This is a genomic window from Chromobacterium aquaticum (assembly GCF_021129195.1).
Classification (GTDB): domain Bacteria; phylum Pseudomonadota; class Gammaproteobacteria; order Burkholderiales; family Chromobacteriaceae; genus Chromobacterium; species Chromobacterium aquaticum.
Genome location: NZ_JAJOHW010000115.1, coordinates 1 through 21523 on the forward strand (window position 1 = coordinate 1; position 21523 = coordinate 21523).

The window sequence follows — 21523 nt, forward strand, 5'->3', positions numbered from 1 at the left end:
TGTCATTTTCAGAAGACGACTGCACCAATCAGCGCGGTTTGAAGCCTGTTGTGCATATGGCTCCTGACAGCCAGATATCAGGACTCATCTGCACGAAACTCGTCTATGCTCAATACTCGTGTGCACCAAAGCGAGGTGAGCATGGCGACCGATACCGTACCGATTACCGAGCAGGGCGTAGCCACCCTGCCAGAACAGGCATGGGAGCGTGCGCGTCGTCGCGCTGAGATCATTGGGCCGTTAGCGCAGTCGGAGACGGTCGGGCATGAAGCGGCCGACGCGGCAGCCCAAGCACTGGGTCTGTCCCGGCGGCAGGTCTACCTCCTGATCCGCCGTGCCCGGCAAGGTTCGGGGCTGGTCACTGACTTGGCTCTTGGGCAGTCGAGCGGTGGCAAAGGTAAAGGCCGCTTGCCAGAGTCAGTCGAACGAATCATCCGCGAGCTACTGCAAAAGCGCTTCCTGACCAAGCAGAAGCGCAGCTTGGCGGCGTTCCACCGTGAAGTTGCGCGGGTGTGCAAGCTGCAAAAGCTGCGGGTGCCGGCGCGCAACACGGTTGCGTTGCGGATCGCCAGCCTTGATCCACTCAAGACCACTCGACTTCGGGAAGGCCAGGATGCGTCCCGCATCCTGCAAGGTGTTGGCGGTGTTCCTCCGCCAGTCTCCGCACCGCTGGAGCAGGTACAGATCGACCACACAGTCATCGACCTGATCGTGGTGGACGAGCGCGACCGGCAACCGATTGGCCGTCCGTACCTGACCCTCGCCATCGACGTGTTCACCCGCTGCGTGGTTGGCATGGTGGTCACGTTAGAAGCGCCATCTGCCGTCTCGGTCGGCCTGTGCCTCGCACACGCCGGTTGCGACAAGCGCCCTTGGTTGGAAAGGTTGGACGTGGAAATGGACTGGCCGATGAGCGGCAAGGCCGCGCTGCTCTACCTGGACAACGCGGCCGAATTCAAGAGCGAGGCGCTGCGCCGTGGCTGCGAGCAGCATGGCATCCGGTTGGACTATCGGCCTCTCGGGCAGCCGCACTATGGCGGCATCGTGGAACGGATCATCGGCACGGCGATGCAGATGATCCACGACGAATTGCCGGGGACGACCTTCTCCAACCCTGACCAGCGCGGGGAATACGCCTCCGAGAAGATGGCCGCCCTGACACTGCGCGAGCTGGAACGCTGGCTCGCATTGGCGGTTGGCACCTATCACGGCTCCGTGCACAACGGCCTGCTCCAACCGCCGGCCGCACGCTGGGCCGAAGCTGTCGCGCGTACCGGCGTTCCAACCGTCATCACTCGTACCACGGCTTTTCTGGTCGATTTCCTGCCCGTCCTCCGCCGCACCCTGAACCGCACCGGCTTCGTCATCGACCACATTCACTACTACGCCGATGCGCTCAAGCCGTGGATAGCTCGGCGCGACCGCTTGCCTGCGTTCCTAATCCGGCGCGACCCGCGCGACATCAGCCGCATTTGGGTGCTGGAGCCGGAGGGGCTGCACTATCTGGAAATTCCATACCGTACCTTGTCGCACCCGGCTGTCACTCTCTGGGAACAACGACAGGCGCTGGCGAAATTGCGGCAGCAAGGGCGCGAACAGGTAGATGAGTCGGCGCTGTTCCGCATGATCGGCCAGATGCGCGAGATCGTGACCACCGCGCAGAAAGCTACGCGCAAGGCGCGGCGCGACGCTGATCGACGCCAGCATCTCAAGGCAATGGCACCGCCTGTCAAGCCCACACAGCCGGATGCGGGCATGGCGGACTCGCAGGTGGCCAACCTGCCACCGGCCAAACCATTCGACCAGATTGAGGAGTGGTAGTCGTGGACGAATATCCCATCATCGACCTGTCCCACCTGCTGCCAGCGGCCCAGGGCTTGGCCCGTCTCCCGGCGGATGAACGCATCCATCGCCTTCGCGCCGACCGCTGGATCGGCTATCCGCGAGCAGTCGAGGCGCTGAACCGGCTGGAAGCCCTGTATGCGTGGCCAAACAAACAACGCATGCCCAACCTGCTGTTGGTCGGTCCAACCAACAACGGCAAGTCGATGATCGTCGAGAAGTTCCGCCGCACGCATCCGGCCAGCTCCGACGCTGACCAAGAGCACATCCCTGTGTTGGTCGTGCAGATGCCGTCCGAACCTTCGGTGACCCGCTTCTACGTCGCGCTGCTCGCGGCGATGGGTGCGCCATTGCGGCCGCGCCCACGGCTGCCGGAAATAGAGCAACTGGCGCTGGCACTGCTGCGCAAGGTCGGCGTGCGCATGCTGGTGATCGATGAGTTGCACAACGTCCTGGCCGGCAACAGCGTCAACCGGCGGGAATTCCTCAATCTGCTGCGCTTCCTCGGCAACGAATTGCGCATCCCGCTGGTCGGTGTTGGCACGCGCGAGGCGTATCTCGCCATCCGCTCGGACGACCAGTTGGAAAACCGCTTCGAGCCGATGATGCTGCCGGTGTGGGAGGCCAACGACGATTGCTGTTCACTGCTGGCCAGCTTCGCGGCTTCGCTCCCGCTGCGGCGACCTTCGTTGATTGCCACGCTGGACATGGCTCGCTACCTGCTCACACGCAGCGAGGGCACTATTGGCGAGCTGGCGCACCTATTGATGGCGGCGGCCGTGGCCGCCGTGGAGAGTGGTGAGGAAGCGATCAACCACCGCACGCTCAGCATGGCCGATTACACCGGTCCCAGCGAGCGGCGGCGGCAATTCGAGCGGGAACTGATGTGAAGCCAGCGCCACGCTGGCCACTGCATCCGGCACCCAGGGAAGGCGAAGCCCTGTCTTCGTGGCTCAACCGCGTGGCCCTTTGCTATCACATGGAAGTGTCCGAGCTGCTGGAGCACGATCTTGGTCACGGCCAGGTTGGTGACCTGGACACCGCGCCACCACTGGCGCTGCTGGCGATGCTCTCCCAGCGGAGTGGTATCGAGCTGGATCGGCTGCGCTGCATGAGTTTCGCCGGCTGGGTGCCTTGGCTACTGGACAGCCTTGATGATCAGATTCCAGCGGCATTGGAAACCTATGCGTTCCAGCTCTCGGTACTGCTGCCGAGACTCCGCCGTAAGACGCGATCCATCACGAGCTGGCGTGCCTGGCTGCCCACACAACCGATACACCGCGCCTGTCCGCTCTGCCTGAACGATCCGGAGAACCAAGCCGTACTGCTCGCGTGGAAGCTGCCCCTGATGCTGAGCTGCCCACTGCATGGCTGCTGGCTGGAATCCTATTGGGGCGTGCCAGGGCGGTTTCTCGGCTGGGAGAACGCCGACGCCGAACCGCGCACTGCCAGCGACGCGATTGCGGCGATGGACCAGCGTACCTGGCAGGCACTGACGACCGGCTACGTGGAGTTGCCGCGCCGACGCATCCACGCCGGATTGTGGTTTCGGCTGCTACGCACGCTGCTCGACGAGCTGAACACCCCGCTTTCGGCGTGCGGCACCTACGCGGGGTATCTCCGCCAAGTCTGGGAAGGCTGCGGGCATCCGCTGCGTGCAGGGCAAAGTCTGTGGCGACCGTATGAAACCCTGAACCCGGCAGTACGGTTGCAGATGCTGGAGGCGGCGGCAACGGCGATCCACTTGATTGAAGTGAGGGATATAAGCCCGCCGGGCGAGCAGGCAAAGCTATTCTGGTCCGAGCCCCAAACCGGGTTCACCAGTGGACTGCCAGCGAGAGCGCCGAAGCCCGAACCCGTCGATCACTGGCAACGGGCGGTCCAGGCCATTGATGAGGCGATCATTGAAGCGCGGCATGCCCCCGAGACGGCCCGCTCGCTGTTCGCGTTGGCTTCCTTTGGTCGGCGCGACCCCGCTTCCCTGGAACGGTTGCGCACCACCTTCGCGAAAGAAGGCATCCCCCCTGAATTTCTGTCACATTATGAGCCTGATGGACCCTTTGCATGTCTTAGACAGAATGACGGGTTAAGTGACAAATTTTGACGGCCCGAACTTTCCGGCGCACACTGTCACATAATCGAACGTATATGTGACAGGTGTGAAATGCTGATTGGCTACATGCGGGTATCGAAGGCAGACGGCTCTCAAGCCACCGACTTGCAACGCGACGCGCTGATCGCGGTCGGCGTCGATCCGGCGCATCTCTACGAAGACCAAGCGTCGGGCAAGCGCGAAGATCGGCCCGGTCTGGTTAGCTGTTTGAAGGCACTCCGACTAGGCGACACGCTGGTCGTATGGAAACTGGACCGGCTCGGGCGTGACCTGCGGCACCTGATCAACACCGTCCACGATCTGACCGGGCGTGGCATCGGCCTCAAGGTGCTGACCGGACACGGTGCGGCCATCGACACCACGACCGCTGCCGGCAAACTGGTCTTCGGCATTTTCGCCGCGCTAGCCGAGTTTGAGCGTGAACTTATCGCCGAGCGCACGATTGCGGGCTTGGCATCGGCGCGGGCGCGCGGTCGGAAAGGCGGCCGACCGTTCAAGATGACGCCCGCCAAGTTGCGCTTGGCAATGGCGGCGATGGGGCAGCCTGAGACCAAAGTCGGTGACCTTTGCCAGGAACTCGGTATAACACGGCAGACGTTGTACCGGCATATTTCGCCAAAGGGGGAGTTGCGCCCGGATGGCGTAAAGCTGCTCAGTCGAGTGTGATGGTAGTACAGCAGTTGTCGTAGATGGAAGTTTGACGACTGGTTGCATCAGCACGCCCTGCCACTTATCGTTTGAACGCCAGTAACAAAACGCCACCAGCGACCATCGCAATACCAGACCATTCCCGGAGCGACGGGCGTTCGCCAAGAAATGTGAACGCAAATATCGCCACCAGTACAAGACTGAGTTTGTCTACAGGCGCGACTTTTGAAGCTTCGCCGATCTTGAGTGCACGGAAGTAGCACACCCATGACGCTCCAGTCGCCAAGCCGGACAGCCCAAGGAAAATCCATGTCTTGGGTGACAACATCAAGGGGTTGGCCCATTTTCCCGTGTAGGCGACAAACGCCGACAGGACGACGATGATGATGGCCGTACGGATCAAGGTAGCCAGATCGGAATCAACTCCATGAATGCTCACCTTGGCAAAAATGGCTGTCAGCGCCGCAAACACAGCCGATAGTAGTGCCCAGTAGAACCAACCAGTTGAAGTAACCAATTCGCTACACTCCTCGTTTCTCAAGTCATTGCTTCATGGGAACGATAACGGAAACCTTTAAGCCGGTTTGCTGGGTTTCGTCGACGAAGTCGAGGCGTATTTCAGCGCCGATGCGATGGGCAATCGTTTGGACAATAGATAGCCCTAGGCCCGAACCAATTTGCTCACTGCCCAGCGTGCGGTAGAAGGGATCAAAAACCCGATCCCGTTCTGCCAATGGAATGCCAGGCCCGCTGTCCTGAACACGCATCTCGGCTTTCCCTTCCGATATACCCACGGAAAGATCGACCCTCCCGCCCTCTGGTGTGTAGCGGATGGCGTTATCGACTAGGTTCTTGACGATGGCGATCATGTCCAATTCGCTCGCCCACACTTCGGCGTCTTGCATGCCTTCAACACCGATGTCGATGTGCTTGGCCTCAGCCAGAGGCATCAGGTCTTCCAGCACACGGCGGTAAATGCCCTGAACGGATACCGGAGACTTTGGCGCATCAGTGGCGGCTTGCGCCTTGGCCAAGGTCAGAAGCTGATCCAGCAGGCTTCGGCCGCGCTCGATTCCTTGACGCAGTACGGCCAGCCGTTCGCGCGCCAGACTAGACATGTCCGCTTCCGCCAGTCGTTCCGCTTGCAGCGACATGGCGGTCAGCGGAGAACGCAGCTCGTGTGCAGCATCAGCCACAAAGCGGCGCTGGGAGTCCATAGACTGGCCGACGCGAGCGAGCAACCGATTGATCGCCACGGCGAATGGGCGGACTTCGACTGGAAGGTGCTGGTCTTCGACAGGGTGCAGTTCCTGCTCGGCACGCAGGTCGATTTCCTTGGAAAGTGCCGCAATAGGCCGAAACATCTTGCGCACCAGGTCGGCGACGATCAGCAGCAGCACGGGTACGAGGATCAGGAAGGGCATCACGGTACGCAGTGCGCCATCGCGGGCGATTTCATTGCGGAAGCCGGATTCCTGCGCTACGGCAATGTGTTCGCCGGCAGCCGTTGTCTTGACCAACACGCGGAAGGTTTCGCCGCCAACCTCCAGCGTGTGCAGCCCATCGACCAATGTTGTCGGGAGCGGGAATGTTCTTTCTGCATCCACGCCTACGGGAGATGAACTGGCTTCGCCCAAGCGCTGGACGATCACGCGTGATTCTTCATCGACATCTTTGGGGCGAACATCTGTCGTCGGCGGGGCCGGTGACAGGCGCTGCCGGTCCATAAGCTGCGCCACCTGGCGCAGAACGTCATCTTGTAGTTCGTGCGCTTCGTCGAAGGCGGATAGAAACGAGAAGACGCCCGCCACGATGGCCACCACAAGAATGGCTAGCGACAGGGTGAAGGACAGTTTGAGCTGAACCGATTCATTCAAGCGTTTTTTGAGACCATCCATCCAATCCCCCTGACGTTCTTGATGATCTCGCTGCCAAGCTTGCGTCGCAGCGCGTGAATCAGATATTCGATGGCATTGCTTTCGACCTCTTCTCCCCAGCCGTAGATACGATCCTCCAGCTCGCTGCGTGAGAGGATGGCTCCCGGCCGAACCAGCAAGGCTTGCAGCAGCGAGAACTCCCGGTTGGACAGTTGCACAGAGGAGCCACCATTAACGTTGGCCTCTTTCGTGGCCGGATCGAGCGACACCATGCCGTTGCTGAACACGGGCGCGGCGTTGCCTCCCTTGCGCCGCAAAACGGCGCGCATCCGGGCTAGTAGCTCCGCCATCTGAAAGGGCTTGGACACGTAGTCGTCAGCTCCGCCGTCCAGGCCGCGCAGTCGGTCATCCAGACCATCACGCGCCGTAATGATGAGCAAGGGGATCGGGTTGTCCTTGGCGCGAATGCTGGCCAGCACATCCAGTCCATCCTTGCCTGACAGACCTAGGTCGAGCAAAACCAGGTCATAGTGCTGGCAACCCAGTGTCGTGAGCGCTGTTTGCCCGTCCTTCACCCAATCAGCAGCGTAGGACGCATCCTTCAACGCGCCCTGGATAGCGTCACCGATCATAGGATCGTCTTCGACCAGCAATACCCTCATTTTTTATCATCCTGTGCTACGAGGTTTTCTGGTAGCACAGCTGTGCCATTAAAAATTCATGCAGGTAATGGCTACTTTTTAGAAGCCTCGATTTTTGCAAGCTGTCGCTGAGCCTGACGATCCCCATTGACGGCTTCAGCTTTGGTTTGCGCTACCGTTTCGGTCGCCTCTTGCAATGCGGCTTTCCCGGCATTGCTAATATTGACAACTACGGAAGGGGACGATTTAGGCGACGTAGCCTCTGTTGTTGAAGCTGTTGCTGTAGAGGAGGTCGTTTGCAATGCTGTCGGAAGAGCCTGTTCAACTTGGTTCTGCGGGACTGGCTTCTTGTCGGTTGCCACATAGTTAGTTTGCGCCGTGGCCGAACTAACGCCAACTGGATTTGCCGAAGAAATAGACATTTTCATTAACTCCAGAACGTGGATGTTACGGTTACAAGAGGGGGTTCCCTGCTCGTATCTTTACGTTATCGACAAAAATCAAAATATGTTGAATACCTCATGTCGGGCTAGTACCGAACTCATCGAAAGTTTTCAGTAGCTTTGCCACGGCAGCTTTGCAGTCAGCTTGGCTTGGCGTATCGGCGCGCAGGGCTGCCAACGCCTTGTCGATGGCTTTGTCGAGCACATGCCAATCGTCGGCAGCGCGCGGTTTCAGTCCCGCCTCGGCCGAATCCCAAGCCACCTCCAAATCCTTGATGCGCACCTTGGCAGTCGGCAGATCGCCCTTGTCCACGATGGCGGCCACGTCAGAGGCGATGCTGCGAAATGCGGTCAGGTCGCCCAGCTTGGAAGCAGTTTTGCCCGGCGATATCGTACTGGCGTTGGTCGCGGGGGCAGGTACGGCGCTCGTGCCACCTTGGTCGGCAGGCTTGGAACAGCCTGCGGCCAGGGCTACGAGCGCCACCGCCGATACGGTGGCTACAAGGCGTGCAATAGAGTGCTTATTGGGCATGATTTTTTCCTAGGAAATTGGGAAGAGGGTTACTCGGCGGCTTGGGCGGAGCGGCCTGCGTTCATGCCGAACTGCGCAACGGCCACCAGCATGACGATCACTGAGAGGAACAGGGCGCTGGTCCACATGGCCCCCATTCCGAGGCCACCGTAAGTCTTGGCTTGCGTCAGCAGGTCGCCGAGCGCAGCGCCGAAGGGACGGGTCAGGATGTAGCCGATCCAGAAGGTCAGCACGGCGTTGCCGCCCATGCGCCACGCGGCATAGGTGATGCCGATCAGTGCACCAAAGGCGACCGCACCCCAGGTAAAGCCCAGACCCAGCGCCTCGGTCGCCAGATCACCGGCAGCGGTGCCCAGCGCAAACGTGCAGAGGATGGCTGACCAATAGAACAATTCCCGGCTGCGCGTCACGATGTCGTGGATGGACAGAGTTCGTTCGACCTGATACCAGACAAAGAAGATCGCGGCGAGCGCTACGGCGAACACCGAGGTGCTGACGTAGAGGCTGACGCCCAGGCCATCGGTCAACAGGTCAGTGATCTGGGTACCGACCACGCTGACCAACACGACTGTTAGCCAGTAAATCCAAGGGGTGTAGCGGCGGGTACGCAGCTGCATGAACAGGGCGACTGCCAGCAACCCACCCATGACGGTGCGCGTCAAGCCCTGGCCAAAGCCCGCGTTGACCGCTAGGAAGTCGGCCCCTGTCTCGCCCACCGTCGTGGACATGATCTTGATGATCCAGAACGACAGCGTGACTTCAGGGACTTTGTTGAGCCAGTCGCTTGCTCTGACCGTGGGCAAATTGTTCATGGTGTTCTCCTGCCGGGGTAAAAGGGATTGCCGCCAGTCTGACCAGGCAGACTTAGCCCACCCATAGGCTCACTCGCGCACCCATCCCAGCGCGATCAACCTGCCGAACAGCAAGCAATGGATACGGGTCACTAGTCGGTAGATTGGCCCCAGATACCAGCGTGCTTCGTGTAACGTCAGCACGGCGCTGAACGCTGCGACCGCAATGGCACCAAGCATGTCGAGCGGGAAGTGAACCCCTAGGTAGATGCGTGACCAGGCGATGGGGAGGCCAAGCAGTGCCAAAGTGACGCCCACACTTCGCGTTTCTCTCTGTAGCAGAAGGCTGAAGGCAACCGACCACCACAGCGTCAGGTGATCGCTGGGGAATGACGAGTCGGCAACATGGGAAATGAGCGTATGACCCAGACCGATCATGAAAGGCCGGGGATGCGACCAAGCCAAGCCGATGATTTGGTTGGTCAGTAGCCCAAGCAGGCCGGACGCGGTAGCGACGAGCAGCGCTTTGCGAGTGTTTTCGTTGCCGCGCAGCCAGCCGATGCCGATCAGGATCGGGACGGCCCAGATGAGCCATTCCGCAAAGAAGGTGGCCAGCGTCACCACCAGAGCATTCGGGTGTTCAGGCGCGTTGAGCCACAGGAAGAATGTTTGGTTGAGGTGTTCCATGAAGTCTCCGGGCCGGATCGCGCGTGACGCAGCGATCCGGCCACACTGGCAGGCGGTCAGTCTTGCTTGTCGTGGTCGTCATCGTGATCCGCCTTGTCCTCGGCAGACGAGATGACGGTGCCTTTGCCGGCATCGACCCGGACATCGAAGACCTTGGCCCCGCTGACGACTTCCACGTCATAGACCCAGCCTTGCTTCGAGTTTTCGTACTCGGCGCGCGATGCCTTGCCATTGGCGTGCTGCTCGGCAACGGTGATGGCCTGGGTGAGCGGAATCTTGGCCTTGGTGATCGCCAGGGCGTCGTTTTCCATGCCACCCTTGGCGGCGTAGGCAACAGCGCCAGTCGTAGCAATGGCGATGGCCAGCAGGGAAAGTTTGGTGTAGCGGTACATGATGCTTCTCCAGAAGAGTGCAGGGATTTGCACGGTGGAGAATTTACGCAGGCAGACTTAGCTCGCACTGAGCCGAGCTGTTTTTGCGCTTACGGGCATAGTGCTATCGACTTCTGACGCCTCGTGCAATCGTCTTCTGAAAGTGACAAAATAGATTGCTATTTAATTTTTTGCCCTGCTACTATACAATTGGATCATTGAAGTATACCCAAGATAGCCATCCATGAACGTTGCCCGTATCTATCTGCGCGTTAGCACCGACGAGCAGGATTTGACCAGGCAGGCCCACATCGAGGCCAATGCCAGAGCAGCCGGCTACTACATTGCCAGCGTCTACCGTGAAACCGCGTCAGGCGCTCGCGCCGACCGCCCGGAGCTGTTGCGCATGATTGCCGACCTGCAACCCGGCGAGGTCGTGATTGCCGAGCGCATCGACCGCATCAGCCGCTTGCCGCTGGCGGAAGCCGAAAAGCTGGTGGCCACGATCAAGGCAAAGGGCGCACGGCTGGCCGTGCCGGGTGTCGTGGATCTGTCAGAGCTGGCCAAGGACGCTGAAGGCACGGCAAAGATCGTACTGGAGGCCGTTCAAGACATGCTTTTAAAGCTGGCCCTGCAGATGGCACACGACGACTATGAGACGCGTCGTGAGCGTCAGCGCCAAGGCATCGAGCTGGCTAGGGACGCGGGGAAGTACCGGGGACGACGGCCAGACACTGATATTCACGAACGGATATTGAAGCTGCGCAGCGCCGGCACGTCGATTGCCGAGACTGCCAGGCTGGCCGGGTGCAGCACGAGCCAGGTCAAGCGGATCTGCCGAGAAGCAAAAAAGGACGCCAAAACGGGCGTATGATGATTGCGCCGCCAAGGGTGCGCTAACACCCTGGGCGACGACTTCCACGCAACACTGAATGGAGCAGTGACACATGGCAACACAAGATTCTAAGGCATTTGGGGGAGAGCAGGGCGATCTGTTCGTTTGTGACATCGCCAACTGGCCGGTGAAAGATGACATCGCCAGCATGGAGATCCCGCTGTTCAGCCTGAAAAAAAACAAGGACGTGGAGGTGCGGGAGTACCGCCGTGGCAACAAGACATTGCGCGTCATTCCGTCCACCGTTGGGGCCGCTACCGTTTTTGACAAGGATCTACTGATCTACGTCGCCTCTCAGATTGTGGAGGGGATGAAGCAGGGCCGGCAGGTTTCCCGCACCGTGCAGGTTGATAGCTACGATTTTTTGGTGGCCACCGCCCGAAGCGATGGCGCGGCATCGTTTGATCGTCTAGTTGATATGCTGCGCCGGCTGCGCGGCACCACGATTGAAACCAACATTGAGACGGGCGGCGAGCGACAGCTTGAAGGCTTCGCCATGATCGAGAGCTACAAGGTCATCGAAACCACGCGGAACAAGAAGGGGGCCACGCGCTTTTCTGTGACGGTTTCCGAATGGCTGTACAACGGCCTGCTGAAATATGAGGTATTGACGCTCGACCCCGGCTATTTCCGCTTGGGTAGACCCATCGAGCGCCGGCTGTATGAGATTGCCCGCAAACATTGCGGCGACCAGCCGTATTGGAAGCTCAACATTGACCTGCTGGCCGAAAAGATCGGCATTTCCCGGCCACGCCGGCAGTTTCGCGGCGAACTACGCGAGGTCATTCAGGTGGATTCTCTGCCGGAATACCGGCTGGCACTGGATACCTCTACCGACCCCGATTCGGTCGTGTTCTACACCCGGAACAGCCACAAGCTGGCCAAGTACCTGATGGAGAACCCCGAGAAAGCGGTATGGTTCGGGACGCTCGAAAAGTACGCCAAACCGTCTATCACGGACGGTTGAAGAAAAAGCAGAAGGGGCGGCGACGCCCCTTTTACCGTCTATCGCGGACGTTTTTACCGTCTATCGCGGACGGTGGATAAGTGCCAATAACCTAGCATTGGCAAGGGTTTCAAGGACATGCAAGTAAAAGCGCAATGAATTTTGCCGAAAATGGTCTATCAGACGGCTACCGTCTATCACGGACGTTTCACCGTCTATCGCGGACGCTTTTACGAGTTATCCACAGAAAATGTCACGCTACCGTCTATCGCGGACGTTTTTACCGTCTATCGCGGACGTTTCGAACCGTCTATCGCGGACGCCATTTACCGTCTATCGCGGACGCTAATCGACTGGAAAACCAAGCCAGCCGCGGGTTTCAAAATCTTTAACACGCGCGCGCGTTTAACTATTTTTATTTAACGTTTTAACCCAACCAGCGGGCGAAAACGCCCGCTCCGCCTCTTGGGGGGGAGACAAGCTCCCCCCCGCCGGCTCCTCCGGCCTTCGGCCTGCGCCCGCGCCTTTGGCGCTCCCCGCCCGGCATCCCCCATGAAGTGAGCGGCCATAGGCCGCAACCGCCCGCCCTCAGTGTGGCCGCTTGCGGCCACGGCGGGCCTGCCGCCCCAGGACACACCTTCCAATCTGCAAGGGAAAGACAACACCAATGATGAGTGCCGCAAGCGGCACACCCCTGGCCGGCCTCGTTGGGCCGTCCAGATCGGCAGATGCAGGGCCAGCCCTGCACCCGCACTCGCCGTGAGGCATCTGCCGGGGGGTGGTTTTCCACCCCCCGGCAGAGCCGGGAGTGTATAGGTCGGTTCTGGCATCAAGGGACTTTCGCGGCATAAACGGGCCGATAAAACTGGCCCATTTATTCCACGGTTCCCTTGACCCCAGTCCCTCCCGGGATTGCTGGCGTTCTACTTCGCCGCTCGAGGGCGGGTCTTTGTGGTTAATGGCAAACGCTGGGCCAGAGCACCAGCACCAGGAACAGCAGGACTTTCATCCACCAGGGCATATCGCATTCCCCTTGTACGTCAATCGGAAACCTCCGGCTCGTACACAACCGTTGTCATGTGATGTGCAACATGGAGCGATACGCCGTTACTGGGTATAGGCATGGACGGGATGCATGATGGGTGTGTCCCGCACTCTTCTGAAAACCCGAGGGCATCGCCCCGTCCTATCTGCTGGCCAAGCCGCAGCATGGCACCGCTGGCGCACGTTCGGCCTTGCCGCCGACCATCCACCCGTCCGCACCCCTTAAAAACGCTCTGAGGGCTGTTTCCGTGGTTTTCCCACGCTGGCGACCACGCCCCGGCCTGCCGGATAACATCTGGGTGTTGCGTAAAAGATAACGAATAACAAATAACGTTACTGTTATTTGTTATTCGTTACGTTATGCGTTATTATTAAGGTATCGAAACGCACCGGGGAAAACCCAGCATGGAAGCCAAAAAAACGCTTGTCTCGTTCGAGTCCGTCGCTGCTGCTGCTGAATCGTTGGCTGCTGGTGGCCAGCGCCCCAGCGTTCGCGCCATCATCGCCGTGCTGGGTGGCGGTAGCCCCAATGCCGTCTTGCCGCACTTGCAGGCATGGAAGGCTGCTCGCCCCAGCGTGAAGGCCGCAGACGTGACCCTTGACCCGCGTATTGCCGCCATCCTGGCCGAGCAGATCAGCAGCGCTGTGGCCGATGCCACCCGCGCTGCCGAGGCCCGTGCAGCGGATCTGGAAGCCGACTCGGAAGCCGTGGCCGAGGCTGGCCGTCTGGCCGAAGCCCGCGCCGAGGAGTTGGCTGCCGAACTCGACCAGGTGCAGAACGACAATCACCAGCTGACCGGCCAGCTGGACGCCCTGCACCGTGAAATCGAACAGGTGAAGAAGGATGCCGCCGCCCAGGTGCAGGAGGCCCGCGCAGACACGCAGCACGAGCGTGAGGCCGCTGAACAAGCCCGTCAGGCGCTGGCCCGTGCCGAGCTGCGGCTGGAGGCGATGCCGGCGCTGCAGGAGCAGTTGGAGGCCCTGCGTGGCCAATTGGAGGCTGAGCGCAGCGCCCGCGCTGCTGCCGAGCAAACCGCCGCCGTGGCCACGGCCGAGCGTAGCCAGCTACAGGTGGCCCTCGATCGCGCCGAGCAGTTGCAGGCCGAGCAGCGCCGCGAGCTGGGTGAGATCCGTGCCGAACTGAAAGTCGAGGCCTCCGGCCGAGCATCTGCTGAGCGAGCTGCCGCTGTTGCTACCGCTCAGTTGGCGGCGCACCAGGAGAAGCTGGCGAATATCACCGCCAAGAAGCCGGTCGGCGATAAGGAGGCGGGCAATGTGGGCTAGGTTGATGTGCTGGCTGTACGGCCACGATTGGGAAGATTGGCATGAAACCAAGCTCTATATGGATCTGCAGCGCTGGCGTACCCGCGACTGCCGACGCTGCCGGAAGCACGCGCACGAATACTTGGATTTCCACACAGGGAAGTGAGGCCACATGTCACCAGATGAAAAGAGGCGCCCGCTAACGCTGATGATCCTGGTCACAGTGGCCTACTTGGTGACCGAAATCATTTACAACGTCGGCCTGGTTCGAATGCTCTCCTCCCCGGGGTTGTCCAGTGAGTCGATCCATGGCATGGAAGTTGTTGGAAAAACCCTGGCGTCGATTGGCATTACCCTAGCTCTAAGTCGACTCGTCCCGTTGGGGCGGATTTGGCGATATGTGGCACTCATTGCACTGATTTACTGGGGACTGGGTGTGCTGATCGATCACGAGATTGATCAGCTACCTGAGGAGACTAGGCAGACCGGACATTGGCTAGGGCTATACCGCGTGGCCCTTCTGGAGGGAAAAAACCAAGCCCCGGAATGGCGCCATGACGGCCAGGAGCTGACGCTCGAGCAGCGGTTGGTTGCGGCCAACATGGCATTGTTGCTGTACGGTGAGCGCACGGCCGTCGAGCCGGTCGTGCGGCAGTTCGTCACGGAACGTGTTGCCGAGAAGTTCTCGGCGATCACGCTGCAACCGTCGTTGGAGCGGTTTTGGCCGACCTACAATCGGATATCGACTCAGCTGTATCCTCATTGGCTGCGCTATCGCCAACATGTGCAGCGGTTTGAGCACCGGACACCAGGCACCGCTGAATTTGTTACCCGCATGGAGCACAACGCCTGGGTAGGTCTCAAACTGAGATCGTATGGTGACACGAAGCTGTTTGAGGGAAACGCTGCCCTAGGTTTAACACCTGTTTTTGCGCGCGACATTCCGCCCTTTCTTTCCCATGAGCAGCTTAAGCAGCATTTCCGCCTCCTGCTTGAACAGGGAAAGGGCCGGGTAATATCTGTCTACCTGCCTGGCTCATCGGCCGGCACCGATTTATCCCGGGATCTAGCGTTGAGCGTGTTTGTCCCTCCGGTTTCCATGTCGTTGAGCCTGCTGTCGATCAGCCTGAACCTCGCCGTGCTGGCCTCGCTGTTCGTCGCCTGGGCTCTAGCCGGGATAAGGCACAGCAACAGAGCTGTCATGGTGGTGCTCGACAGGTTGCCGCTTCTAACGATGGTGAGCGTGCTGGTTGTCCTGTTCTGGAGGAGCGATTTACCATTTTCGGGCGAATCGCCCTTCCAGCGAACGGCTGTTGCTGCCGAGCAGCACGGGGTGTGGGCGCAGATCTGGGTGTGGGCGATTGCCCACGAGCCTTTGCTGTTGCAATCGGTCGGGCAGCTGCATTTCGTACGTTCTGCGAGCGATAGGCTACCTGCACTTGGACGACCGTTTAAGTCTAGCGAAGGGGTGGTTGGTGTTGTGGCTCGATAATATAGCGGATCGAGTTGCCCGAGAGGATCTCACTCCCAGGCAACTTGACCACGAATTACTCATTTACTCATTTGTGTGTAAGAGTAATTAATCATTTGTGAGTTGGGCAACGTATTCGGTCAATAGCTCCTTCACCGTTTTACCTTGGCGTGCTGCATAGATTTTTAGTTTTGTGTGCTCTTCGGCAGGCAGATCAAAATTGACCCGTTTTGTTGCCGGCGTATCAGCCAGGCTGGCAAGGGTCGCCGCTTTATTCTTCGCTGCGCTCGGGCGTCCTGCAGACAGAGTGGTTTGCTTTGTACTCATTTGCGCATTACCTCATAAACTTAAATGAGTTTGTTCTTAATTTCGTTTGCTAGAGCTCGAATCTCAGCGGCCGCATCGCCGGTCGGCTCGCTGTCTAGTACTGTCGTACCGATGGCTGCTGTCCCAGGGTAACTCACCCGCTGGGTGATGCGAGACTCCAAAACGGGCAGCTCATAGCCAGCCAACGCTTCAGCGACCTCAGCCCCGACTTTGGTGCCCTTGATCGCCCGTGACACGACAAACGCGGCCTGAAGCTTCCCGTCGGTCACCTCAATACGCTGCTTCACCAGTTCTACCAAGTCAGCGGCAGCCCAGATGTCATATGGCGATGGCTGAACCGGAATTAAAATGAAGGAGGCGGCCTTAATCGCGGACACGGCCAAGTCTGCCGCCTGGGGTGCGCCATCGATCACAACGAAGTCCTTACGGGCCACGTGTTTCAGATCACGTTCGATGGTTGGTCGGTCGATGCCGACCACCGTTAATGGCTGTTCCTCACGCACTGCGGCCCAGTCTCGGGCGCTACCCTGTGGGTCGGAATCGATAAGCAGGACATCTGCGCCATCCAGTTGAAGGGCTCGGGCTAGATGGGTAGCGATAGTCGTTTTTCCTGAACCGCCCTTCTGATTCAGAACCGCAATGACGTGCATAAAAACTCCTTTGAGTGGATGAGTTCTTACTCATTGTACCACTTCAAAAACTCATATGAGTAAATAAGTTTATGCGTGCTTACGTGGTTTGAGGAAACATGATGCCTAAAGGGTTTTCGTCTCCTTGGATACACGCGGTGCTGCTGCACCGCTTATACCGGGCCTGCTGGCCCTCCCCCTGCACGCCCGGCTGCTGCCGGGCTACCATTGCTGTATCCGTGATTGGTAACAACAAATACAAGAGGGGCGGACTTGCAACATTTTCTTCCTGCCCCCTGTGCTGCAGAGCCGGTCAGAGGTTCGTGAGCGCTTTCCTTTCCTCCCACAGCTTCTGAACATATGGATCCGACACGCAGTAGCTGCCATGTCCGCTCCGCATTACCAGGTTATCCGCATGCAGGATGTTGAGGATTTGTTGCACCTCGCCGGTGGTCACTTCCATCCCCAGTTCTGCCTGGTAGCTGGCCAGCGCTTCAGCCGAGTACAGCCCCTTCACGCCGGCCCGGCTTTTCGCGATGCGATCGAACACCACCATGGCCAGACTGCCGAGCTGCTCGAGCTTGCTGATCTCGACATCGGCCAGTGACGACTTCAGCGTCTGAGTGATGATCGGGAAAAACTCGTCCGCATTCTGCCCGGGCTGTAGCTGGATCACCTGCCGCAACGCCTTCATCAACTCTTCCGGCCGGTGCCCCAACATCTCGAAGCCGGCGGCCATCACGTCAAGCGACGGCAGGTTCGGGTAGTTCGCCTCTTCCAGCCGCTGGCGGAGAAACTCGACGTAATCGCGACCCAGCAGCGGGAAGTCCACCGAGCTGGCGCCCAGGAAAGCCTGGTTGCGGTTGATCACCAGCTCTTGCACTTTGGCCCGGTGCGAGCCTGTGCCGATGAACAGGAAATGACCTGGTGTGCCCGCCCGGCCGTTGACGGCATCGCGGGCTGCCTTCATCGCGGTCAGCATCTGGTTGCCCTCATCGGTACTGATGGCGTGCTGCACCTCATCCACGATGACCACCACGTCCGTTTGTGCCTGGTCGATCACTTGGCAGAAAGCGTCCGCTAGCGTGGTTCCTTGTTCGGTGCCCAGGCTGTCCAGATTGATGCCCAGCTTGAACCCGGCGGCGCCCAGATCGATGCCCTTCAAGCGCTTGAGCTTGCCCAGAAGGGACGAACCGGGGTTCTCAAGCTCCTGCAGCTTGGCCTTGATGGCGTTGTGCACCAGCGTGGCGGGGTTGGCCTGGGGATCGGACCAGAGGTCCACATAGATCACGATGGCGCCGCGTTCTTCCAGGATGGGGATCAGGTCCTGCTTCAGGAACGTGGTCTTGCCGGTCCTGCGCTGGCCAGAGAGAAACAGGCCTGATCGCAGGTTGGCATCCAGGATCCCTGGGCTGAGCAGTTGCCCGGCCATCTGGTTTGCCAAGTGGGCACGGCTGAAAAACGTCGAGGCACTCATCGCGGTTATCCGGTGGTTATTCAAAATTATGGGAATTCAATAATTATTATTATCCCATAAAATCGAGTAAACAAGTGCAACGCTCCGCGGTCGCGGTTGTGCCCGTCCGATATGGTGCCAGCCGGCTGGCTGGCTAGTGGTCGGCACCGCTCCGGTGAACTCGCCTCTGCTCGGTACGGTTTGTTGTTTCGACAGTGTCCAACACCTCTCTACAGGATGGCGGACAGTTGTCGTTTCCATCCATGTTTACGCCGGTGTGGATCTGTGTACCTCAGAGGTCTTCGCTGTCTGGGGCGATATAGAACGATGAGGCATGTTGCTTTCGTTCCTGTCGAGTTGCCTGAGCGTTTTTCAAGCCGGACTCAGCTTGATGTTCTGTCTGTGTCCTACTCGTTTCCAATGCTGTTTCAACACGTGTTTCAAGTGGTGTTTTCTTTTTTGCTCTAACACGGTTTCTTTTCGATGCACGAGCACGTGATAAATATGTGCTTAAAGTTGTGGCTGATATTTCGATTCCTCGTTTACACAATGTGTCTGCGATCTGCTCAAGGGTGTAGTTTTTTTCTGATTGAAGCTTCGTTATCTCGTCCATGAGAAAACAAATTGCACTCTGCTTTGAAAACTTCTCCAGCGCGGGTAGCTTCTCGAGTTCCGCTGAAATTTTCCTAACCGTTTCTAATGTGTATCCCATGATGTTTGCCTGTGTGTTTACCTGATGAGTTAATGTGTGAGAAGCCGTGTTTTGATGATGCGTTTTTGGTGTTTCTCCACGCTCTATTCTCATTGATTTTTTGATGTTTTGCTTGCTATGTCAATTTTGTATTGATAGGGTATTCGGAGCTGAGATTTAAACTAAGGACAGGGTAGGATTTGTAATACCGCCGCAAAGCGGCGTTATTACAACCGGCAGCACAGCGGTCGTTTCACTCCCTCGCGCAGCCTACCTTCCTGCTCAGGGCTCCGCCCCGAGACCCCGACACTGAGTTAAAAGGCCTGAATAATGAGCAAGAGTGAAAATCGGAAACTTAGTGGAACCCTGCCCCCGGTCCGCTGTAGTTCAGAAGCAGAAGGTTTGGTCAGACAAAAGGCTGCAGACTGCGGTATGGGAGTGGGCCCGTTTATGCTGGCCTGCGCTCTCGGCCGACAGACGCGCAGCAAGGTGGATGAACATGTGATCAACGAGCTGCGCCGTCTGGGCGGCTTACAGAAGCATTTGTTCAACCAAGGAGGAGGGGTGTTGTCGAAGGAGTATTCGCAGGTGCTGGTCGAGATCACCAAGGCGATCGGCAGGATCGTCCGGCCGGATGCGGGTGCCGAATGATCGCCAAAATCCCCGATAAGCGACGCGATGGCGGCAGCAACTTCGCCGAGCTGATCGCCTACATGATCGAGCGTGATGCCGACAAGGACACACACCACCTCGAGCTCGAACAGCTCGAGCGCCGCCGATACGACGAAATCCTTGAAGCGGCTCGCAGTTACTTGCGAGCAACAGACGATAATCTGGCCGCTATCGAACGGCTTGAGGCCATCGATGCTGCTGCTGTGCGTCGCCGCGTTGCAGGTCCTGGACAACTGGTTGATTCCGCGGGGGCATGGCATGGTCCTCATGCGGTAATTGGGGGCACAGAACACGACGATTCCCATCAGGGACGCCTCGCCGCGGCGCAATCCCATCTTGCGGCCGCAGCAGAGCACCTTGAGCAGTTCGGACCATTGGATGGTTTCTTCCAGGCACGCGCACGAGCCCGCCGGGCCAGCATTGCGTTTCATGTCGCTGCCCAACGAGGACAGAGCAGCCAGGAGGAACGAGAGGTCCTTGATGACCTCCTCAGCGGGCGACTCGTCGGTGACGCCCTGCGGGTACGAACATCGTCCGGGGGCGTGTGCCAGCACAACTGCCTGACCCTGGCTACGGCCGCGGCAGAAATGGATGCCGTGGCGGTGCAAAACACGCGGGTGAAGGATGCGCTGTACCACGCCATCCTGTCCTGGCCGAGCGGCGAACAGCCGACTGACGATGAGGCCTTCGAGAGCGGGCTGCACGCCATCCGTGCGGTCGGCATGGGCGAGCATCAGTATGTGTTCGCCATTCATCGCGACACCGGCAACGTTCATCTGCACATCGCGGTAAACCGGGTCAACCCCGACACCTTCAAAGCTGTCTACCCAGACCGCGACTACTACAAGCTCGACTATGCGATGCGCGAGCTCGAACTGCGGTTTGGCTGGAAGCACGACACCGGCCCGTATGCGGTACATCAGCGCGACGGCAAACCGGTGATCGACTGGACGAGTAACAACCAGAACACCAAGGGAAAAATCCCGACGGCTGCGCGCGACATGGAGGTACATGCTGACCACGAGAGCCTGTTCAGCTATGCGCGCGCGGCGCCGCTGGTCACCATCAAGGCCGCGCTCAAGAACCCGGCGCTGACCTGGTCACAGTTGCACCAGGCGCTGGCCAAGCATGGGCTGGAGATCCGCGAGAAGGGGCAAGGCTTCGCAATCTATGATCGGCTGGATCCATTAACCACGCCGATCAAGGCTAGCGACATGCACGAGCAGTTGTCGAAGTCACGGCTGGTGAAAAAGCTTGGCCCTTTTGAGGCCCCGCCACAGCCGGTGCCGGCCGAGGCCCACTATGACAAGTACCAGCCGCCGAAGCGCGCCCCCCACATGCGCGAGGTTCGTAGGGAGGCACGAGCGAAGGGGCGAAAAAGCCTGCGCGAGCGGTATGCGCGATACCGGCACGCATTCATTTACCGGCGTCTGGATCCAGCTGGCGTTCGTGCTCGTTTTCAGACACTACGGGATGAGGCCAGAAAACGGCGCTTGATCGTGCGCAGCTCGATCCCCGAGGCGGCACAGCGCAGGCTTCTCTATAGCGTGATCGCGTTCGAGACCATGGTGGCCAAGGACCGACTCAAAAGGGAAGTGCGGGTGGAGCGTGCGTCGCTGCACGCGGATCCGACCAACCGGCGGCTCAATTATCGGCAGTGGGTTGCCCAGCAGGCGATGGGCGGGGACGAAGCGGCGATCGTGCAATTGAACGGTTGGCGTTACTCCTCTGGTCGCCAGATTCTAGCCGTCATTAAGGACGCCGGCGGCGGTGATGGTATTCGGGCGATCGAACTGAGCGATCCGAAGGTGGCACAGCTGCAGCATGGAATTGGTTTTCATGTGCGGGGGGATGGTGCAATCGTGTACCGGCGCGACGATGACGCTACAGGGTTTATCGACCACGGCCCGTTTCTGCAGGTGACGGCGCCGGCGGATACGGAGATCTTGTTGGCGGCACTCCAGCATGCCGCTGAGAAGTTCGGCGGGGCATTTGAATTGACCGGCAGCGAGGCGTTCAAAGCGAGGGCAATTCAGCTGCTGGCCGAGGCCAGGGTGCAGGTGGTATTGACCAGCAAGCCACAGGAGGCCGAACTTAGAGAGGCGCGGCAGCAGAACCGGATCGGCCGTAGAACCCACCGGCTAAGATAGTCCCAGATGGGGTGCGTGAGAAAAACCCGCCATA

General features: G+C 59.2%; 22 protein-coding genes. 10 read left to right on the top strand and 12 right to left on the bottom strand.

Features of this window, described 5'->3' with window-relative positions:
• Positions 1–141 precede the first annotated feature (141 nt).
• The 4 genes from LQT98_RS17755 to LQT98_RS17770 are packed head-to-tail and all read left to right on the top strand — an operon-like array spanning position 142 to position 4621.
• Positions 142–1821 carry a transposase family protein gene (locus LQT98_RS17755; protein ID WP_231463961.1) on the top strand — a complete coding sequence of 560 codons (1680 nt, stop codon included), beginning with the start codon at positions 142–144 and terminating at the stop codon, positions 1819–1821.
• 2 nt (positions 1822–1823) lie between these two features.
• Complete coding sequence (locus LQT98_RS17760; RefSeq protein WP_231463963.1) at positions 1824–2732, top strand: TniB family NTP-binding protein; 909 nt, start codon at positions 1824–1826, stop codon at positions 2730–2732.
• On the top strand, positions 2729–3946 hold the full coding sequence (locus LQT98_RS17765; RefSeq protein WP_231463965.1) for a TniQ family protein: 1218 nt from the start codon (positions 2729–2731) through the stop codon (positions 3944–3946). The genes LQT98_RS17760 and LQT98_RS17765 overlap by 4 nt, the downstream gene beginning before the upstream one ends.
• 60 nt (positions 3947–4006) lie before the next feature.
• Positions 4007–4621 carry a recombinase family protein gene (locus LQT98_RS17770; protein ID WP_231463967.1) on the top strand — a complete coding sequence of 205 codons (615 nt, stop codon included), beginning with the start codon at positions 4007–4009 and terminating at the stop codon, positions 4619–4621.
• A gap of 64 nt (positions 4622–4685) precedes the next feature.
• Here the strand turns inward: LQT98_RS17770 and LQT98_RS17775 are convergent, their stop codons facing one another.
• The 8 genes from LQT98_RS17775 to LQT98_RS17810 all read right to left on the bottom strand — a co-directional run bounded on the left by LQT98_RS17775 (position 4686) and on the right by LQT98_RS17810 (position 9966).
• Positions 4686–5120: an EamA family transporter gene (locus LQT98_RS17775; protein WP_231463969.1), complete on the bottom strand. Its 435-nt coding sequence runs from the start codon at positions 5118–5120 to the stop codon at positions 4686–4688.
• A gap of 25 nt (positions 5121–5145) precedes the next feature.
• Complete coding sequence (locus LQT98_RS17780) at positions 5146–6501, bottom strand: sensor histidine kinase (protein WP_231463971.1); 1356 nt, start codon at positions 6499–6501, stop codon at positions 5146–5148.
• Positions 6477–7142 carry a response regulator transcription factor gene (locus LQT98_RS17785; protein WP_231463973.1) on the bottom strand — a complete coding sequence of 222 codons (666 nt, stop codon included), beginning with the start codon at positions 7140–7142 and terminating at the stop codon, positions 6477–6479. Before LQT98_RS17785 ends, LQT98_RS17780 begins: the two co-directional genes overlap by 25 nt.
• A 71-nt stretch (positions 7143–7213) precedes the next feature.
• Positions 7214–7543: a hypothetical protein gene (locus LQT98_RS17790; RefSeq protein WP_231463975.1), complete on the bottom strand. Its 330-nt coding sequence runs from the start codon at positions 7541–7543 to the stop codon at positions 7214–7216.
• Positions 7544–7640: 97 nt separating this feature from the next.
• The gene (locus tag LQT98_RS17795) at positions 7641–8096 is read right to left on the bottom strand and encodes a hypothetical protein (RefSeq protein WP_231463977.1); all 456 of its coding nucleotides are present in this window, start codon (positions 8094–8096) and stop codon (positions 7641–7643) included.
• A gap of 29 nt (positions 8097–8125) precedes the next feature.
• A complete protein-coding gene (locus LQT98_RS17800; protein WP_231463978.1) occupies positions 8126–8908 on the bottom strand; it encodes a COG4705 family protein in 783 nt (260 codons plus the stop codon).
• Between the two features lie 69 nt (positions 8909–8977).
• Entirely contained in the window at positions 8978–9574 is a 597-nt protein-coding gene (locus LQT98_RS17805; RefSeq protein ID WP_231463980.1) for an undecaprenyl-diphosphatase, read from the bottom strand.
• A 56-nt stretch (positions 9575–9630) separates the two neighbouring features.
• Positions 9631–9966 (bottom strand): PepSY domain-containing protein, encoded by a 336-nt coding sequence (locus tag LQT98_RS17810; RefSeq protein WP_231463982.1) that lies wholly within the window; start codon positions 9964–9966, stop codon positions 9631–9633.
• 223 nt (positions 9967–10189) lie between these two features.
• On the opposite strand from LQT98_RS17810, the gene LQT98_RS17815 reads away from it, so the two are divergent.
• The 4 genes from LQT98_RS17815 to LQT98_RS17830 all read left to right on the top strand — a co-directional run bounded on the left by LQT98_RS17815 (position 10190) and on the right by LQT98_RS17830 (position 15585).
• Positions 10190–10819 (top strand): recombinase family protein, encoded by a 630-nt coding sequence (locus LQT98_RS17815; RefSeq protein ID WP_231463984.1) that lies wholly within the window; start codon positions 10190–10192, stop codon positions 10817–10819.
• A 73-nt stretch (positions 10820–10892) separates the two neighbouring features.
• Entirely contained in the window at positions 10893–11807 is a 915-nt protein-coding gene (locus LQT98_RS17820; RefSeq protein ID WP_231463986.1) for a replication initiator protein A, read from the top strand.
• A gap of 1428 nt (positions 11808–13235) precedes the next feature.
• On the top strand, positions 13236–14114 hold the full coding sequence (locus LQT98_RS17825; RefSeq protein WP_231463988.1) for a DNA-binding protein: 879 nt from the start codon (positions 13236–13238) through the stop codon (positions 14112–14114).
• 151 nt (positions 14115–14265) lie between these two features.
• Complete coding sequence (locus LQT98_RS17830; protein ID WP_231463990.1) at positions 14266–15585, top strand: hypothetical protein; 1320 nt, start codon at positions 14266–14268, stop codon at positions 15583–15585.
• Between the two features lie 87 nt (positions 15586–15672).
• Here LQT98_RS17830 and LQT98_RS17835 read toward each other — a convergent pair whose 3' ends face one another.
• From LQT98_RS17835 to LQT98_RS17850, 4 genes are all read right to left on the bottom strand, one after another.
• Positions 15673–15891 carry a chromosome partitioning protein ParB gene (locus tag LQT98_RS17835; protein ID WP_231463992.1) on the bottom strand — a complete coding sequence of 73 codons (219 nt, stop codon included), beginning with the start codon at positions 15889–15891 and terminating at the stop codon, positions 15673–15675.
• Positions 15892–15911: 20 nt separating this feature from the next.
• Entirely contained in the window at positions 15912–16541 is a 630-nt protein-coding gene (parA, locus tag LQT98_RS17840; RefSeq protein WP_231463994.1) for a ParA family partition ATPase, read from the bottom strand.
• Between the two features lie 292 nt (positions 16542–16833).
• Complete coding sequence (locus tag LQT98_RS17845) at positions 16834–17997, bottom strand: AAA family ATPase (protein WP_231463996.1); 1164 nt, start codon at positions 17995–17997, stop codon at positions 16834–16836.
• A 271-nt stretch (positions 17998–18268) separates the two neighbouring features.
• Entirely contained in the window at positions 18269–18781 is a 513-nt protein-coding gene (locus tag LQT98_RS17850) for a hypothetical protein (RefSeq protein WP_231463998.1), read from the bottom strand.
• Positions 18782–18997: 216 nt separating this feature from the next.
• Between LQT98_RS17850 and mobA the strand changes: the two genes are divergently transcribed.
• Together mobA and traI are read left to right on the top strand one after the other, a co-directional pair.
• Positions 18998–19318, top strand: coding sequence for a plasmid mobilization protein MobA (gene mobA, locus LQT98_RS17855; protein ID WP_231464000.1), 321 nt, complete (start codon positions 18998–19000; stop codon positions 19316–19318).
• A complete protein-coding gene (traI, locus tag LQT98_RS17860; protein ID WP_231464001.1) occupies positions 19315–21489 on the top strand; it encodes a TraI/MobA(P) family conjugative relaxase in 2175 nt (724 codons plus the stop codon). The genes mobA and traI overlap by 4 nt, the downstream gene beginning before the upstream one ends.
• Positions 21490–21523 lie beyond the last annotated feature (34 nt).